This window comes from Klebsiella sp. JN_Kp126, assembly GCF_033843325.1.
Taxonomy (GTDB): domain Bacteria; phylum Pseudomonadota; class Gammaproteobacteria; order Enterobacterales; family Enterobacteriaceae; genus Klebsiella; species Klebsiella michiganensis.
The window spans coordinates 25,163-39,930 of the sequence record NZ_JAWXQV010000042.1 but is presented as its reverse complement, the minus strand read 5'-3'; the positions used below and the strand labels follow the sequence as shown (position 1 = coordinate 39,930).

The window sequence follows — 14,768 nt, the reverse complement described above, 5'->3', positions numbered from 1 at the left end:
TTTTGCAGTGGAATAAAAAGAAAGATTATGCAGGAGTAAGATATAATTCTGTAATTGTGATCCTTAACGAAATTTATCGGCAATAATCGCCCTTTTTTGGCGCAGCGCGTTCCAGAATGGTGCACAGTTTGTGCAAACAGGCTACCAACCGCTGCAATCGGCAGAATAAAGCGCCTTTGCGCAGCCAGCCCGGCGAATTTCTGCTACCATCCCTGCACTATTCACCTTGCACAGTGGCAGCGACTATGAAATTTGTCTCTTTTAATATCAACGGCCTGCGTGCCCGCCCGCATCAGCTGGCCGCCATCATCGATAAACACCAGCCCGACGTCATCGGCCTACAGGAAACCAAAGTTCACGACGATATGTTTCCTCTCGAAGAGGTGGCAAAGCTGGGCTATAACGTCTTTTATCACGGGCAGAAAGGCCATTACGGCGTCGCGCTGCTGACCAAAGAGACGCCGATCTCCGTGCGTCGCGGTTTCCCAAACGATGGTGAAGAGGCTCAGCGCCGCATCATCATGGCGGAAATCCCTTCCCCGTTTGGCAACGTGACGGTGATTAACGGCTATTTCCCGCAGGGCGAAAGTCGCGATCATGAAACCAAATTCCCGGCGAAGGCGGCGTTTTATCAGAACCTGCAAAACTACCTTGATACCGAACTGAATAAAGAGAATCCGGTACTGATCATGGGCGACATGAATATCAGCCCGACCGATCTCGATATCGGCATCGGTGAAGAGAACCGCAAGCGCTGGCTGCGTACCGGCAAGTGTTCCTTCCTGCCGGAAGAGCGCGAATGGATGGAGCGCCTGCTGGGCTGGGGCCTGGTGGATACTTACCGCCATGCGAATCCGCAGGATAACGAACACTTCTCGTGGTTCGACTATCGCTCTAAGGGCTTTGACGATAACCGCGGGCTGCGTATCGATCTGCTGCTGGCAAGCACCCCGCTGGCGCAACGCTGCATCGAAACCGGCATCGACTACGAAATTCGCGCAATGGAAAAGCCGTCCGACCACGCGCCGGTATGGGCGACCTTTAAAGTCTAAATATTCCCTCCGTCAGGCTCTCCCGTCCGGAGAGCCTGAGCCATATCAAAAAAGCCGCCGTCAGAGATTGTGAACGGCGGCAAACTATTATACTGTCGCGCGCACTTCAGACCGCCCGCGCCATACAGGAGAACCCAATGCAAAAGAAGCCGTCATAAAGCAGAATATAAGCTGCTTTTTGTTGTGGTGATATTGAGCATTGTCGCCTGTATTATTCAGCAATCGGGTTTTGCCGGGCTGGTTACCCATTTTGATCGTCTGCGCGAAATGATCCGCCAGAGCGGCGCCTTCGGCTATACGCTCTATATTCTGCTGTTTATCGTCGCCACTCTGTTTTTGCTACCGGGCACTCTTTTAGTGATTGCCGGCGGGGTGATTTTCGGTCCGCTGGCAGGAACCTTGCTATCGCTGCTGGCGGCGACGCTCGCCTCCTCCGCGTCGTTTCTGTTCGCCCGCTGGCTGGGCCGCGAGCTGCTGCTTAAATACGTCGGGCAGACGGCGATATTTCAGGCCATTGAAAAAGGCATCGCCCGTAGCGGTGCCGATTTTCTAATTCTGACCCGGCTCATCCCGCTGTTTCCCTATAATATTCAGAACTACGCCTATGGCCTGACGGCGATTCCGTTCTGGACGTTTACCTTTATTTCCGCCCTCACCACCTTGCCCGGCATATTTATCTATACGCTGATGGCCAGCGAGCTTATCCGCGAGGGTATCACCCCCCTGTTTGTACTAAAGCTGACGCTCGCGGGGCTGGCCCTATTTATCCTGCTTCAGGCGGCGAAAAGATATGCTCGCTATCGGCGAATCGAGACATCACGGATACAGGCTAATGATGAAAAATAGCAACGCGCGCTACCGGCTAGCCATCGGCATGACGCTGTTTGCGCTTCTGCTGGCATGGTGGCTGATACCCGCTGTCAATGAGTTTATGCAGCGCAGCCTCGCCGCCTTTGCCACGCTCGATCAGCAGGCGATTGAGCGGTTTATCGACTCCTGGGGCCCGCAGGCGGCGCTGGTCTCCTTCGCCCTGATGATTTTACAGGCGATTATCGCCCCGCTTCCCGCCTTCCTGATTACCTTCGCTAACGCTTCCCTGTTCGGCGCCTTCTGGGGCGGCGCGCTGTCGTGGGTGAGCGCGATGGCCGGCGCGGCGCTATGCTTTTTTATCGCCAGAGCGCTCGGCCGCGACGCGGTGGAAAAGCTCACCGGCAAAAGCGTACTGCAGAGTATGGATGGCTTTTTTATCCGCTACGGCAAACACACCATATTAATCTGCCGTCTGCTGCCCTTCGTCCCTTTCGACCCGGTGAGCTACGCCGCCGGGCTGACGTCAATGCGCTTTCGCCACTTTATGCTGGCCACCGGTCTCGGCCAACTGCCCGCGACGATAGTTTATTCGTGGACCGGTAGCCTGCTGACCGGCGGTACATTCTGGCTGGTGACCGGTTTATCGATCCTGTTTGCGCTGGCGATTGTGGTGGTCGTCGCGAAAGCGCTCTATCTTGAACAACAAAAGAGGCGTTCACGATGAGCTTACCCCCTCTGAAGTCTATTCCGCTGATTCTTCGCCCGCAGGCCTGGCTGCATCGTCGCCACTACGGCGAGGTGCTCAGCCCTATCCGCTGGTGGGGCCGTATTCCGCTGGTGTTTTACCTGGTGTCGATGTTCGTCGGCTATCTGGAACGCAAGCGTTCGCCCCTCGATCCGGAGCTGAGATCGCTGGTCAGCGCCCGCGTCGCGCAGCTGTGCCTGTGCGAGTTTTGCATTGATATCACCAATATGAAGCTGGCGGAACGCAGCGGCGGCAGCGCTAAGCTACTGGCGGTCGCCGAATGGCGGAACAGCGCGCTGTTCAGCGACCGCGAGCGGCTGGCGCTGGAGTATGCCGAGGCGGCCAGCATGACGCCGCCGGTGGTCGACGATGCGCTGCGCGACAGGCTGGCGGGCCAGTTTGACGCCCGCGCGCTCACCGAACTCACGGCGCTGATCGGTTTACAAAACCTGTCGGCGCGCTTTAATTCGGCCATGGCGATCCCCGCCCAGGGATTGTGCCGGATCCCAACCGATTCAAAACCATAAGGAGTGGTTATGCGCAGTGTGCTGGTCTTCGCTTTGCTGTTGCTCTCCCCGCTGGCCGCCAGCGCCGGCTGGCAATCCCTACAACAAGAAGCCCGCGGCCAGACGGTGTGGTTTAACGCCTGGGGCGGCGATCCGGCGGTGAACCGCTATCTCGACTGGGTCAGCGGTGAGGTAAAGCGCGACTACGCTATCGACCTGCGCATCGTGCATATTGCGGATGCCGCCGACGCGGTAAAGCGCATCCAGACCGAAGCCCGCGCCGGACGCAGTAAAGGCGGTTCCATCGATCTGCTGTGGGTCAACGGCGAAAACTTCCGCACCCTGAAAAACGCCAGGCTGCTGCAAACCCGGTGGGCGGAAACCCTGCCCAACTGGCGCTTTGTCGATACGCAAAAGCCGGTGCGCGAGGATTTCTCCATCCCCACCGACGGCGCCGAGTCGCCGTGGGGCGGCGCGCAGCTCACTTTTATCGCCCGCCGCTCACAAACGCCCGACGGGCCCACCACTCCGCAGGCGCTGCTGGCTTTCGCCGCCGCGCATCCCGGCAGCGTCACCTACCCGCGTCCGCCGGATTTTACCGGTACCGCGTTTCTTGAACAGCTGCTGCTGACGCTGACTCCGCGGCCCGACGCGCTACGCCAGCCGCCTGAGGAGGCCACCTTCGCCGCCGTGACCGCGCCGCTGTGGCACTATCTTGATCGGCTTCACCCTCTGCTGTGGCGCCAGGGCCGCGACTTCCCGGCTTCGCCCGCCCGCATGGATGCCATGCTTAAAAATGGGACCCTCAGGCTGTCCATCACCTTTAACCCGCTGCACGCGCAGCAAAAAGCGGTCAGCGGCGAGCTGCCGAAAGACAGCTACGGTTTCGGCTTCCGCGAGGGGATGCTTGGCAACGTCCACTTTGTGGCGATCCCGTCCAATGCCCGGGCGACGGCGGGGGCGAAAGTGATCGCGAATTTCCTGCTCTCGCCGCAGGCCCAGCTGCGCAAGGCCGACCCGACTGTGTGGGGCGACCCCAGCGTGCTGGATCCGGCGAAATTAACCGAGACTGAGCGGCAGGCCTTTAACGCCGTTGTGCCGCAGAATATGCCGCCGATGCTGGGTGAACCGCACGCGGCCTGGGTTGACGCGCTGGAGCAGGAATGGCTGCGCCGCTACGGCACGCACTAAGGCTGCTGGCCTGGGCCGCCGTCGCGCTGATCTATCTGCCGCTGCTGCCGGCCGCTGCGCTGATGGCGCTTCCGGCGCTCCGCCGCGCGCGCTGGCTGTCGCTGTTTGCCGACCCGCAATTCAGCCAGGCGCTGGCGGCGACTCTCGTCTCAACCCTGCTATCGGTTGGCGGCGCGCTGATCATCACGCTCACCGTCGTGGCCGCACTCTGGCCGTCAGGCGGCTGGCGGCGGCTGGCCGCAAGGCTCCCTCTGCTGCTGGCGGTACCTCACGTGGCCTTCGCCACCGCAGCCCTGCTGCTCTTCGCCGATGGCGGCTGGCTCCCGCGCCTGTTGCCCTTTTTTACCCCGCCGGTTGACCGCTACGGCATTGGACTGGGCCTGACGATGGCGCTCAAAGAGAGCGCGTTTCTGCTGTGGGTGGTTTATGGCCTGTTAGGCGAGAAACGCCTGGCCGGACAGGCGACGGTATTAAAAAGCCTCGGCTACGGACGCTGGCAGTGCCTGAAATGGTTAGTCTTGCCCACGCTGCTTCCGGCGCTGTCGATAGCGCTGCTGGCCACCGCCGCCTGGAGCCTTTCGGCGGTCGACGTCGCGCTGGTGATTGGCCCGGGTAACCCGCCGACGCTGGCGGTGCTGGTCTGGCAATGGTTAAGCCAGGGCGATGAGATCCAGCAGGCGAAAGGCGCCCTCGCCAGCCTGGTACTGCTGCTGACGCTCGCCATCATGGCGCTGGCGGCGTGGGGAGTCTGGCGTCTCTGGCGACGGCGGATCCCGCAGGTTCAGGGGATCCGCCACCCGCAGCCGCGGGCGCTCGCCGGGAAAAGCTTCGCCCTTCTTCTACCGCTGTGCGGCGTGGCCTGCGCCCTGCTGCTTGCCGCGGCGGCGCAGAATAGCCAGCCGGTCAGCGATAGCGTCGGCAACAGCCTGTGGCTTGGACTCTGCTCAGCGTCGCTAGGCGCGGTTATCTGCCTGCTGTGGCTGGCGTCTGGCCTCTCCCGTTTCGACGGATGGATCTGGCTGCCGCTGATTTTACCGGCGCTGCCGCTGGTAGACGGCCAATATCAGCTGGCGCTGTATACGTGGCTGGACGGTGAGTGGATCGCCGTTTTATGGGGGCACCTGCTGTGGGTCGTGCCGTGGATGCTGTTTATTCTGCGTCCCGCCTGGCGCGCTCGCGACCCGCGCATGGAGCTGCTCGCCCGCACCCTCGGCTGGCAACGAGGCCGCATCTTCTGGCTGGTTACCTTACCCGCCCTGACGCGTCCTCTGCTGACCGCGCTGGCGGTGGGCTTTTCGGTAAGCATCGCGCAATATCTGCCGACGTTATGGCTGGGGGGCGGACGGTTCCCGACGCTCACCAGCGAAGCCGTCGCGCTGAGCAGCGGCGGCGAGACGTCCACTCTGGCCGCGCAGGCGCTATGGCAGCTACTGCTGCCGGCGCTGTTTTTTGCCGCCACCGCGCTGCTGGCCTGGCTGACCGGCCGCTATCGACAAGGATTACGCTAATGTTGATCGTCAAAAACCTGACTCTCAGCCTCAACGGAGAGCCTCTGCTGCGCAACGTCGACTTTTCCGTTGCTCCCGGCGAGATACTGACCCTGATGGGCCCCTCGGGCAGCGGTAAATCAACCCTGTTCGCCTGGATGGTCGGCGCGCTGGCGGAGAATTTTCGCGCCGCCGGCGAGCTGTGGCTGGATAACCAGCGCTGCGACAGTTTACCCACCGAGCGACGGCGCATCGGCATCCTGTTCCAGGACGCGCTGCTGTTCGACCACTTCAGCGTCGGGCAAAATTTACTGCTGGCGCTTGCCGCTGACGTCCGCGGCCCCCAGCGCAAAGCCCAGGTCGAACAGGCGCTGGAGCGCGCCGGTCTGGCGGGGTTTTATACGCGCGATCCGGCCACCCTTTCCGGCGGCCAGCGGGCGCGGGTCAGCCTGCTGCGCGCCCTGCTGGCCCGACCGCGGGCGCTGCTGTTGGATGAGCCGTTTAACCGCCTCGACGTTGCGCTGCGCGCCGATTTTCGCCGCTGGGTGTTCAACGAACTGGCGCGGCAGGCGATCCCCGCGGTGCTGGTCACGCATGATGACCAGGATACGCCCGCCGGCGGACGCTGTTTGCATGTGGGGCTCTGGCAATGAAAGCCTGCGCTATCGCAAAGAATTCTCCGCGTTGTTCGCGGAGAATTGCCGCTCAATTTTCTACTGCCGGGCATTTCGATGAAACGTGTTTCTCAATTGACCGCACTCGCCCTGCTGATGGGGCTTGCTGCTGCTTCCACCTCCGCCGCTGACACCATGCCAACGCTAACGCTTTCCACGCTGCAACAGCACAACGGCGTCGCTATTGACACGCGCCTTAGCGCTTTCTATAACGGTTGGCCGCAAGGCGCCAACGGCCCTCAGGGCCATGAACCGCAGGCGCTCAACCTTGCCGCCAGCTGGCTTGGCTCGCTGAACGATGAACAGCTGAGCGCCTGGGCTAAGCTGCACAATCTGCAGGCCTCTACGCCGATTGCGCTGTACGGCAACGCCGACGACAACGCGAAAGTCGCGGCGCGCCTTAAGGCGGCAGGTTTCACTCACCTCAGCTCGCTCGGCGACGCCCTGAGCCAGGCGGACCGCCTGCAGAAGCTGCCGCATTTTGAACAGCTGGTGTATCCGCAGTGGCTGCACGACCTCCAGCAGGGTAAACCGGTCACCGCCGCGCCTGCCGGGCACTGGAAGGTGTTCGAGGCCGCCTGGGGCGCGCCGAAGTTTTATCTGCTGAGCCATATTCCGGGCGCCGGGTATATCGATACCAACGAGGTGGAGAGCGAGCCGCTATGGAATAAAGTCTCCGACGCGCAGCTTAAAGCGATGCTGGCAAAACACGGTATTCGCCATGACACCACGGTGATTTTGTACGGTCGCGAAGTGTATGCCGCCGCCCGCGTGGCGCAGATCATGCTCTACGCCGGGGTGAAGGATGTGCGCCTGCTCGACGGCGGCTGGAAAACCTGGTCCGACGCCGGGCTGCCGGTCGAGCGCGGAACGCCGCCGAAGCAGAAGCCCGAGCCGGAGTTCGGCGCGCCGATCCCGGGTCAGCCGCAGCTGATGCTCAATACCGAGCAGGCTCGCGCCCTGCTGCACCGTCAGGACGCCTCGCTGGTAAGCATTCGTTCCTGGCCGGAGTTTATCGGCACCACCAGCGGCTACAGCTATATCAAGCCGATGGGGGAGATTGCCGGGGCCCGCTGGGGTCATGCCGGAAGCGACTCCACCCATATGGAGGATTTCCATAATCCGGACGGCACCATGCGTAGCGCAGATGATATCGCCGCGATGTGGAAATCATGGAATATTCTGCCGAACCAGCAGGTCTCTTTTTACTGCGGTACCGGCTGGCGCGCCTCAGAAACCTTTATGTACGCCCGGGCGATGGGCTGGAACAACGTCTCGGTCTACGACGGCGGCTGGTACGAGTGGAGCAGCAACCCGAAAAACCCGGTCTCGCGCGGGGAACGCGGCCCGGAAAGCAGTATGTAATTCGCCTGTTGGCCATATGCACCGCCGGGAAGCATCCTTCCCGGCGCATTTCCCGAAGACGGCGCTGGCGCACCGGACCGCTGACGACTGCGGCCCCGTAGCCCGGCTAAGCGCAGCGCGAGCCGGGAAAAACCCGCCCATCAATCTCTTACCTGCTTCAGGGTAAGGTATCCGCTCCACACCCGCGTAAAGGTCGTCAGCCAGCACAGCGCGCCAAACATCCACGCCAGCCACGCAAACCACGCCGGAAACAGACAGCTCAGCACAAACAGCGCGATAGTTTCCGTCCCTTCCGTCAGCCCGCCGAGATAATAAAACGATTTGTGGGCGTAGCCCGGATTATCGATTTGATGCTTAGCCGCCAGCGCGGCAAAGGCGAGAAAGCTGCTGCCGGTGCCGATAAACGCGAACAGCAGCCAGCCGCCCGCCAGCGCGTTGTGCGTCGGATCGGCAAGAATAAAGCCAAACGGCACCAGGGCGTAAAACAGGAAATCGAGCGAAATATCGAGAAAACCGCCCGCATCGGTCAATCCGCGTCGCCGGGCCAGCGCGCCGTCCAGGCCATCCAGCAGGCGATTGAGCACGATCGCCGCCAGCGCCGCCGGATACCAGCCCAGGGCTAAAAACGGCAGCGCCAGCACGCCAATCGCAAAGCCAAAGAGCGTCAGGCCATCGGGAGAGATAGCCGGACGATCCAGCAGGGCGGCGGCGGCGTTGAGGACAGGTTTCAGGCGGGGATGCAAATGACGGTCAAGCACAAAGTCTCTCCAGCGAATTCAGGGTTGTTTGACGGGGACAAGGACGGTGATAATAGGCCATTATCCCCTACAGAACGATGATTCACATGCTAAAAACCCTTGATGTTGTTGCCGCCATTATCGAACGCAACGGGCAAATTCTGCTGGCGCAGCGGCCGCCCCACGCGGATCAGCCGGGAATGTGGGAGCTGGCCGGCGGTAAAATCGAACCCGGCGAAACCCAGGCCCAGGCGCTGGCGCGCGAGCTCCAGGAGGAGCTGGCGATCGACGCCCGGCCGGAATGCTACATCGCCAGCCACCAGCGCGAAGTGTCCGCCCGCCTGATACATCTTCACGCCTGGTGGGTTCCGCATTTTAACGGCGAACCCATCGCCCGCTACCACAGCCATCTGCGCTGGTGTTCACCGCAGGAGGCGTTAACCTTCCCTCTTGCGCCAGCCGATATTCCCCTGCTCGAAGCCTTTATCGCCCAGCGCGCCGCTCTCCATTCCCGCTAATTTTATCGGGTGGTTGTCATCGTTTTTGATTATGACCACCGCCTGATTATAAATTTTGCTTTCTGAACAATTTTTCCTTGCTTAACTAACGATTTCCGATGGTATAGTCGGAAAATCGGCTTTTTCAAGGGCCGAATCATAATAAATAGACGCAACCACAACCATAAGGGGAACTTATATCTATGGATCAGACGTGCACTCTGGAAGGTTTTCTCGCCCGCGTTCAACAGCGCGATCCAAATCAAACTGAATTTGCTCAGGCGGTCCGCGAGGTGATGACCACCCTGTGGCCATTCCTTGAGGAAAATCCGCGCTATCGTCAGATGAATTTGCTGGAACGTCTGGTTGAACCGGAGCGTGCTATCCAGTTCCGCGTCGTTTGGGTTGATGACCGCAATCAGGTTCAGGTTAACCGCGCCTGGCGCGTGCAGTTCAACTCCGCCATCGGCCCGTATAAGGGCGGTATGCGTTTCCATCCCTCTGTAAACCTGTCGATTCTGAAATTCCTCGGCTTTGAACAAACCTTCAAAAACGCCCTCACCACCCTGCCTATGGGCGGCGGTAAAGGCGGCAGCGACTTCGATCCTAAAGGAAAAAGCGATGGCGAAGTGATGCGTTTCTGCCAGTCGCTGATGACTGAGCTCTATCGCCACCTCGGTCCGGATACCGACGTGCCGGCCGGTGATATCGGCGTGGGCGGTCGTGAAGTGGGCTTTATGGCCGGAATGATGCGTAAGCTCTCCAACAACAGCGCCTGCGTCTTCACCGGTAAAGGCCTCTCCTTCGGCGGCAGCCTGATTCGTCCGGAAGCCACCGGTTACGGACTGATTTACTTCACCGAAGCGATGCTTAAACGCCACGGTTTGGGCTTTGAAGGGGCTCGCGTCGCGGTGTCCGGGTCGGGCAACGTGGCGCAGTACGCGATTGAGAAAGCCATGGAGCTCGGCGCCCGGGTGATTACGGCTTCCGACTCCAACGGTACCGTGGTTGACGAATCTGGCTTCACCAAAGAAAAACTGGCGCGCCTGATCGACATTAAAGAGCGCTGCCACGGCCGCGTGGCGGATTACGCGCGCGAGTTCGGCCTGACCTACCTTGAAGGTAAGCAGCCGTGGTCCGTGCCTGTGGATATCGCTCTGCCGTGCGCCACGCAGAACGAGCTGGACGTCGACGCTGCCCGCCAGCTGATTGCCAACGGCGTGAAGGCCGTCGCGGAAGGCGCCAACATGCCAACCACTATCGCGGCGACCGATCTGTTCCTCGAAGCGGGCGTGCTGTTCGCTCCGGGTAAAGCGGCCAACGCCGGCGGCGTCGCTACTTCAGGACTGGAAATGGCGCAGAACGCCGCGCGTATGGGCTGGAAAGCGGAGAAAGTGGACGCTCGTCTGCACCATATCATGCTGGATATCCACCACGCCTGCGTTGAATACGGCGGTGAAGCGAAGCAGACCAACTACGTACGCGGCGCGAATATCGCCGGTTTCGTGAAGGTCGCCGACGCAATGCTGGCGCAGGGTGTTATTTAAGTCCACTCGCTGAATGAACCCCTGTATATGGGTTCGGAGCATAATTGAAAAACCCCGGTTTCCCGGGGTTTTTTATTGCGGGCTTTCCGCCGCAGGGCCGGCGGCGCTTTTTTTATCTTTCGCTTTGGCTCTGCCTTTCCCCTTGCTAAAGCTCTTCTTGCCGTCGCCCGGGGCCACAATTCCGCGGAAGCGGCGTACCGGCGTGCTCCTGGCCTGGTCGATAAGCTGGAACAGGGTACCGACCAGCGGCTGCATAAAGTCCTGATAGCGGCACTGTTTCTCGCTGATTTGCGTCAGAATAGATTCCCAGTGGGCGGTCATATCCGGGCGCGTCGCCATTTCAGGCAAAGAGTGGAACAGCGCCTTCCCGGCGTCGGTGGAGTGGATATAGCGCCCTTTCTTGGTTAAGAAGCCGCGTTTGAACAACAGTTCGATAATCCCGGCGCGGGTTGCCTCCGTACCGAGGCCGTCCGTTGCGCGCAGGATCTTCTTCAGGTCTTTATCCTGCACAAAGCGGGCAATACCGGTCATCGCCGATAGCAGCGTCGCATCGGTAAAATGACGCGGCGGCTGGGTCTGACGCTCCACCACTTCGCCTTTTTCGCACAGCAGCTCGTCATCCTTTGCCACCACCGGCAGCGGCATGCCGTCGTTCTCTTCATCGCGCTCTTTATTGCCCAGCAGGGTTCGCCAGCCCGCTTCCGCCAGAAAACGCGCTTTGGCAACGAACTTGCCGTTGGCGATATCGAGATCGATCTGGCATTTGCGGAACACCGCATCCGGGCAGAACTGCATCAGATACTGGCGGGCAATCAGGCCGTAAACCTTTTCTTCGTTGTCGCTGAGTTTTACCTGCGAACTGCGGGCGGTCGGAATAATCGCGTGGTGGGCATCGACCTTTTTATCGTCCCAGCAGCGGTTACGGATCTCCGGATCCACCACCGGCTGCGGCAGCAGATCCGCCGCGTGCACGCCGATCGCGTTCAGCACCGCATGGCGCCCGGCAAAATGCTCCTCCGGCAGGTAGCGGCTATCCGAACGCGGATAGGTAATCAGCTTATGGGTTTCGTACAGCTTCTGGCAGATATCCAGCACGTTCTGCGCGCTAAAGCCGAAGCGCTTCGCGGCTTCAATCTGCAGCGCCGAGAGGGAGAACGGCAGCGGCGCTGGCTCAGAGTCCCGCTTATCGTTATAAGCGGTGACCGTCGCCGGCTGCCCCTCAATGCGCTTGACGACGTGCTCGGCAAGCGAGCGATGCAGCAGTCGCCCCTCTTCATCCTGGTACGGTTCGCAGGCCTCGCTGGGCACCCAGGTGGCGACAAAACGCTCATCCTTGGGGGTAACGATATGCGCCTTGACGTCGAAGAAGTCTTTAGCGACGAAGTTTTCAATCTCTTCATCGCGGCGTACCACCAGGCCAAGCACCGGCGTTTGCACGCGCCCGACCGAGAGTACCCCCTGGTAACCCGCGTTACGGCCAAGGATGGTGTACGCGCGGGTCATATTGATCCCGTATAGCCAGTCGGCGCGGGCGCGGGCCAGCGCGGAGACGCACAGCGGAACAAATTCGCTGTTGGCGCGCAGGCGGTTAATCGCCCGCTCCACCGCCTGCGGGTTAAGATCGTTAATCAGACAGCGCTGCACCTGCTGACGCTTTTCCGGCGCCAGCTGCAGGTAGTCAAGTACCTCATCCACCAGCAGCTGCCCCTCTCTGTCCGGGTCACCCGCATGAATGACTTCCTGCGCATCGCCGAGCAGACGCTTAATCACGTTAAGCTGTTTGGTCACCGACGGTTTAGGCTGGAGCTGCCACTTTTCCGGCACGATAGGCAAGTCGAGCAGGTTCCAGCGCGCATAGCGAGCATCGTAGACGTCGGGCTGGGCCTGCTCCAGCAGGTGGCCGATGCACCACGTGACCACCTGCCCGTTACCGCACTCAATGTAGCCGTCGCCTTTGCGATGCGGTTTTGGCAGCACATCGGCGATGGCGCGGCCGAGACTCGGTTTTTCTGCAATAAACAGCCGCATGAAATCAACGGATCTCGATCATAGGGCGTCCGCCGCGGGCGGTCACCAGCTCGCCGATAGCGGTAAGCGTGATACCAAACTCAGCGGCGGCTGCCTGCACCTCAGCCTCGGCTTCCGGCGTTACCGCCAGCAGCAGACCGCCGGAGGTTTGCGGATCGCACAGCAGATCGCGCCACGCTGGCGGCATGTCGCCCATCAAATGGCCGTAGCTGGCAAAGTTACGCCCGGTACCGCCCGGCACCGCGCCCGCCGCGATGTAGGCTTCGACGCCGGGCAATTTCGGGATATCCGCATAGGTAAGCTGCGCCTGTACGCCCGCGCCGCGGCACACTTCGCTCAGGTGGCCCAGAAGCCCGAAGCCGGTGATGTCGGTCATCGCTTTCACGCCGTCAATGTTGGCGAACGCCGAGCCGACGAGGTTCATCTGGCACATGGTTTCCGTCGCCAGCCCCTGGTGCTCAGGCTTCAGCAGCGACTTTTTCTCCGCGGTGGTCAGCACGCCAATACCCAGCGGTTTAGTGAGATACAGCTTGCAGCCGGCCTGCGCGGTGCTGTTTTTCTTCACCCGCTCGGTCGGGACGACGCCGGTCACGGCAAGCCCGAAGATGGGTTCCGGAGCGTCAATGGAGTGGCCGCCGGCAAGCGCGATCCCCGCCTGCTTGCAGGCAAAGCGCCCGCCCTCAACCACCTGACGAGCAATTTCCGGCGCCAGGGTATTGATGGGCCAGCCGAGAATAGCGATCGCCATAATCGGCTTACCGCCCATGGCGAAAATATCGCTGATGGCGTTGGTCGCCGCAATGCGCCCAAAGTCGAATGGGTTGTCGACGATCGGCATAAAAAAATCGGTAGTACTGACGATCGACGTGCCGTTACCGAGATCGTAGACCGCGGCATCATCGCTGGTTTCGTTGCCCACCAGTAGATTCGGGTCGATAAATTTGGCCTGGTCGCTTTGCAGGATAGTTTCCAGCACCTTAGGGGAAATTTTACACCCGCAACCGGCTCCGTGGCTGTATTGCGTTAAACGAATGGCTTGCTCGCTCATGGACATCTCCTGTCATTGCAATCCCGATATGGTAGCGCCCAAATGGCGGAGTGGTAAGTGCGACAGTCCGAAATCGCGTATGGTTGCTCATTAAGCAGACAAAAAACCGATTTTGCGATGCGGCCCCGCTTTTTCAACGTGATTTTACCCTTTACTAAAAAATGACAGAAATATGACAAGCATAAATTCTGTTTTCTCTGGACATATAACAACGTAAGGAAGTTTTCATGAAAAAGCGTGTTCTCGCCGTTTGCCTGGCCAGTCTCTTCTCCCTTAACGCTTTCGCCCTGGTTCCCGCCGGTAACGACGTCACCACAAAACCCGATCTCTACTACCTGACCAACGCCCAGGCCATCGACAGCCTGACGCTGCTGCCGCCGCCGCCGGAAGTGGGCAGTATCGCGTTTTTAAACGATCAGGCGATGTATGAGAAAGGCCGTCTGCTGCGCGGCACCGAGCGCGGTAAGCTGGCGGTTGAAGACGCCAACCTGAGCGGCGGCGGCGTCGCCAACGCCTTCTCCGGCGCCTTCGGCTCGCCCATTACCGCCAAAGATGCGCCGGAGCTGCACAAGCTGCTCACCAACATGATTGAAGATGCCGGCGACCTGGCGACGCGAGGAGCGAAGGAGAAGTACATGCGCATTCGCCCATTTGCGTTTTATGGCGTCGCCACCTGTAACACCAAGGAACAGGATACGCTGTCGAAAAACGGCTCCTACCCCTCCGGCCACACCTCTATCGGCTGGGCCACCGCGCTGGTGCTGGCTGAGATTAATCCCCAGCGGCAAAATGAAATCCTTAAGCGCGGCTTTGAGCTCGGCGAGAGCCGGGTGATCTGCGGCTATCACTGGCAGAGCGACGTAGACGCGGCGCGTATCGTCGGTTCGGCGGTCGTCGCCACGCTGCATACCAATCCGGCCTTCCAGCAGCAGCTTCAGAAAGCGAAAGACGAATTCGCGAAACGACAGAAGTAACATCGTCGCCGTTGAATGCCCGGAGGCGGCGTCTGAAACGCTCTGCCTCGGCTACGGGTTCCCAGCCGTCCGCGGTTTGGTAGTCCGGACTGGTGCGCCAGCACCGC

The 14,768-nt window shown here is 60.5% G+C and carries 13 protein-coding genes and 1 pseudogene; 11 read left to right on the top strand and 3 right to left on the bottom strand.

The genetic code is table 11. The annotated features are described in order from the left end of the window. Positions 1-245 precede the first annotated feature (245 nt). The 8 genes from xthA to SIK97_RS03060 all read left to right on the top strand — a co-directional run bounded on the left by xthA (position 246) and on the right by SIK97_RS03060 (position 7,830). The gene (gene xthA, locus SIK97_RS03095) at positions 246-1,052 is read left to right on the top strand and encodes an exodeoxyribonuclease III (RefSeq protein WP_004850068.1); all 807 of its coding nucleotides are present in this window, start codon (positions 246-248) and stop codon (positions 1,050-1,052) included. A gap of 210 nt (positions 1,053-1,262) precedes the next feature. Further along, positions 1,263-1,898 (top strand): TVP38/TMEM64 family protein, encoded by a 636-nt coding sequence (locus SIK97_RS03090; protein ID WP_375294103.1) that lies wholly within the window; start codon positions 1,263-1,265, stop codon positions 1,896-1,898. After that, positions 1,888-2,586, top strand: coding sequence for a TVP38/TMEM64 family protein (locus SIK97_RS03085; RefSeq protein WP_049078872.1), 699 nt, complete (start codon positions 1,888-1,890; stop codon positions 2,584-2,586). The genes SIK97_RS03090 and SIK97_RS03085 overlap by 11 nt, the downstream gene beginning before the upstream one ends. After that, entirely contained in the window at positions 2,583-3,134 is a 552-nt protein-coding gene (locus SIK97_RS03080) for a carboxymuconolactone decarboxylase family protein (RefSeq protein ID WP_057173384.1), read from the top strand. Before SIK97_RS03085 ends, SIK97_RS03080 begins: the two co-directional genes overlap by 4 nt. 9 nt (positions 3,135-3,143) lie before the next feature. Beyond that, complete coding sequence (locus SIK97_RS03075) at positions 3,144-4,304, top strand: ABC transporter substrate-binding protein (protein ID WP_057173386.1); 1,161 nt, start codon at positions 3,144-3,146, stop codon at positions 4,302-4,304. After that, positions 4,277-5,812: an ABC transporter permease subunit gene (locus tag SIK97_RS03070; RefSeq protein WP_057173388.1), complete on the top strand. Its 1,536-nt coding sequence runs from the start codon at positions 4,277-4,279 to the stop codon at positions 5,810-5,812. Before SIK97_RS03075 ends, SIK97_RS03070 begins: the two co-directional genes overlap by 28 nt. Further along, entirely contained in the window at positions 5,812-6,444 is a 633-nt protein-coding gene (locus SIK97_RS03065) for an ATP-binding cassette domain-containing protein (protein ID WP_057173390.1), read from the top strand. The genes SIK97_RS03070 and SIK97_RS03065 overlap by 1 nt, the downstream gene beginning before the upstream one ends. A 78-nt stretch (positions 6,445-6,522) precedes the next feature. Then, positions 6,523-7,830 (top strand): rhodanese-like domain-containing protein, encoded by a 1,308-nt coding sequence (locus tag SIK97_RS03060; RefSeq protein ID WP_057173395.1) that lies wholly within the window; start codon positions 6,523-6,525, stop codon positions 7,828-7,830. 140 nt (positions 7,831-7,970) lie between these two features. Here SIK97_RS03060 and SIK97_RS03055 read toward each other — a convergent pair whose 3' ends face one another. Next, entirely contained in the window at positions 7,971-8,588 is a 618-nt protein-coding gene (locus tag SIK97_RS03055; RefSeq protein ID WP_025106957.1) for a CDP-alcohol phosphatidyltransferase family protein, read from the bottom strand. Positions 8,589-8,674: 86 nt separating this feature from the next. On the opposite strand from SIK97_RS03055, the gene SIK97_RS03050 reads away from it, so the two are divergent. Both SIK97_RS03050 and gdhA read left to right on the top strand, forming a co-directional pair. After that, on the top strand, positions 8,675-9,085 hold the full coding sequence (locus SIK97_RS03050) for a pyrimidine (deoxy)nucleoside triphosphate diphosphatase (protein WP_025106956.1): 411 nt from the start codon (positions 8,675-8,677) through the stop codon (positions 9,083-9,085). 182 nt (positions 9,086-9,267) lie between these two features. Next, a complete protein-coding gene (gdhA, locus tag SIK97_RS03045) occupies positions 9,268-10,611 on the top strand; it encodes an NADP-specific glutamate dehydrogenase (RefSeq protein ID WP_004850048.1) in 1,344 nt (447 codons plus the stop codon). Between the two features lie 95 nt (positions 10,612-10,706). Here gdhA and SIK97_RS03040 read toward each other — a convergent pair. Continuing rightward, positions 10,707-12,639 (bottom strand): annotated as a pseudogene (locus tag SIK97_RS03040) (DNA topoisomerase III); the annotation flags it as partial. Between the two features lie 4 nt (positions 12,640-12,643). Next, positions 12,644-13,687 carry a selenide, water dikinase SelD gene (gene selD, locus SIK97_RS03035; protein WP_047724037.1) on the bottom strand — a complete coding sequence of 348 codons (1,044 nt, stop codon included), beginning with the start codon at positions 13,685-13,687 and terminating at the stop codon, positions 12,644-12,646. Between the two features lie 227 nt (positions 13,688-13,914). On the opposite strand from selD, the gene phoC reads away from it, so the two are divergent. Then, positions 13,915-14,661, top strand: coding sequence for an acid phosphatase PhoC (phoC, locus tag SIK97_RS03030; protein ID WP_032749502.1), 747 nt, complete (start codon positions 13,915-13,917; stop codon positions 14,659-14,661). Positions 14,662-14,768 lie beyond the last annotated feature (107 nt).

Coding starts and splice junctions, on each gene's coding strand:
- SIK97_RS03070 (WP_057173388.1), top strand. CDS start 4,277: ATGGCTGCGCCGCTACGGCACGCACTAAGGCTGCTGGCCTGGGCCGCC.
- xthA (WP_004850068.1), top strand. CDS start 246: ATGAAATTTGTCTCTTTTAATATCAACGGCCTGCGTGCCCGCCCGCAT.
- SIK97_RS03085 (WP_049078872.1), top strand. CDS start 1,888: ATGAAAAATAGCAACGCGCGCTACCGGCTAGCCATCGGCATGACGCTG.
- SIK97_RS03060 (WP_057173395.1), top strand. CDS start 6,523: ATGAAACGTGTTTCTCAATTGACCGCACTCGCCCTGCTGATGGGGCTT.
- SIK97_RS03065 (WP_057173390.1), top strand. CDS start 5,812: ATGTTGATCGTCAAAAACCTGACTCTCAGCCTCAACGGAGAGCCTCTG.
- selD (WP_047724037.1), bottom strand. CDS start 13,687: ATGAGCGAGCAAGCCATTCGTTTAACGCAATACAGCCACGGAGCCGGT.
- SIK97_RS03080 (WP_057173384.1), top strand. CDS start 2,583: ATGAGCTTACCCCCTCTGAAGTCTATTCCGCTGATTCTTCGCCCGCAG.
- SIK97_RS03075 (WP_057173386.1), top strand. CDS start 3,144: ATGCGCAGTGTGCTGGTCTTCGCTTTGCTGTTGCTCTCCCCGCTGGCC.
- phoC (WP_032749502.1), top strand. CDS start 13,915: ATGAAAAAGCGTGTTCTCGCCGTTTGCCTGGCCAGTCTCTTCTCCCTT.
- SIK97_RS03050 (WP_025106956.1), top strand. CDS start 8,675: ATGCTAAAAACCCTTGATGTTGTTGCCGCCATTATCGAACGCAACGGG.
- gdhA (WP_004850048.1), top strand. CDS start 9,268: ATGGATCAGACGTGCACTCTGGAAGGTTTTCTCGCCCGCGTTCAACAG.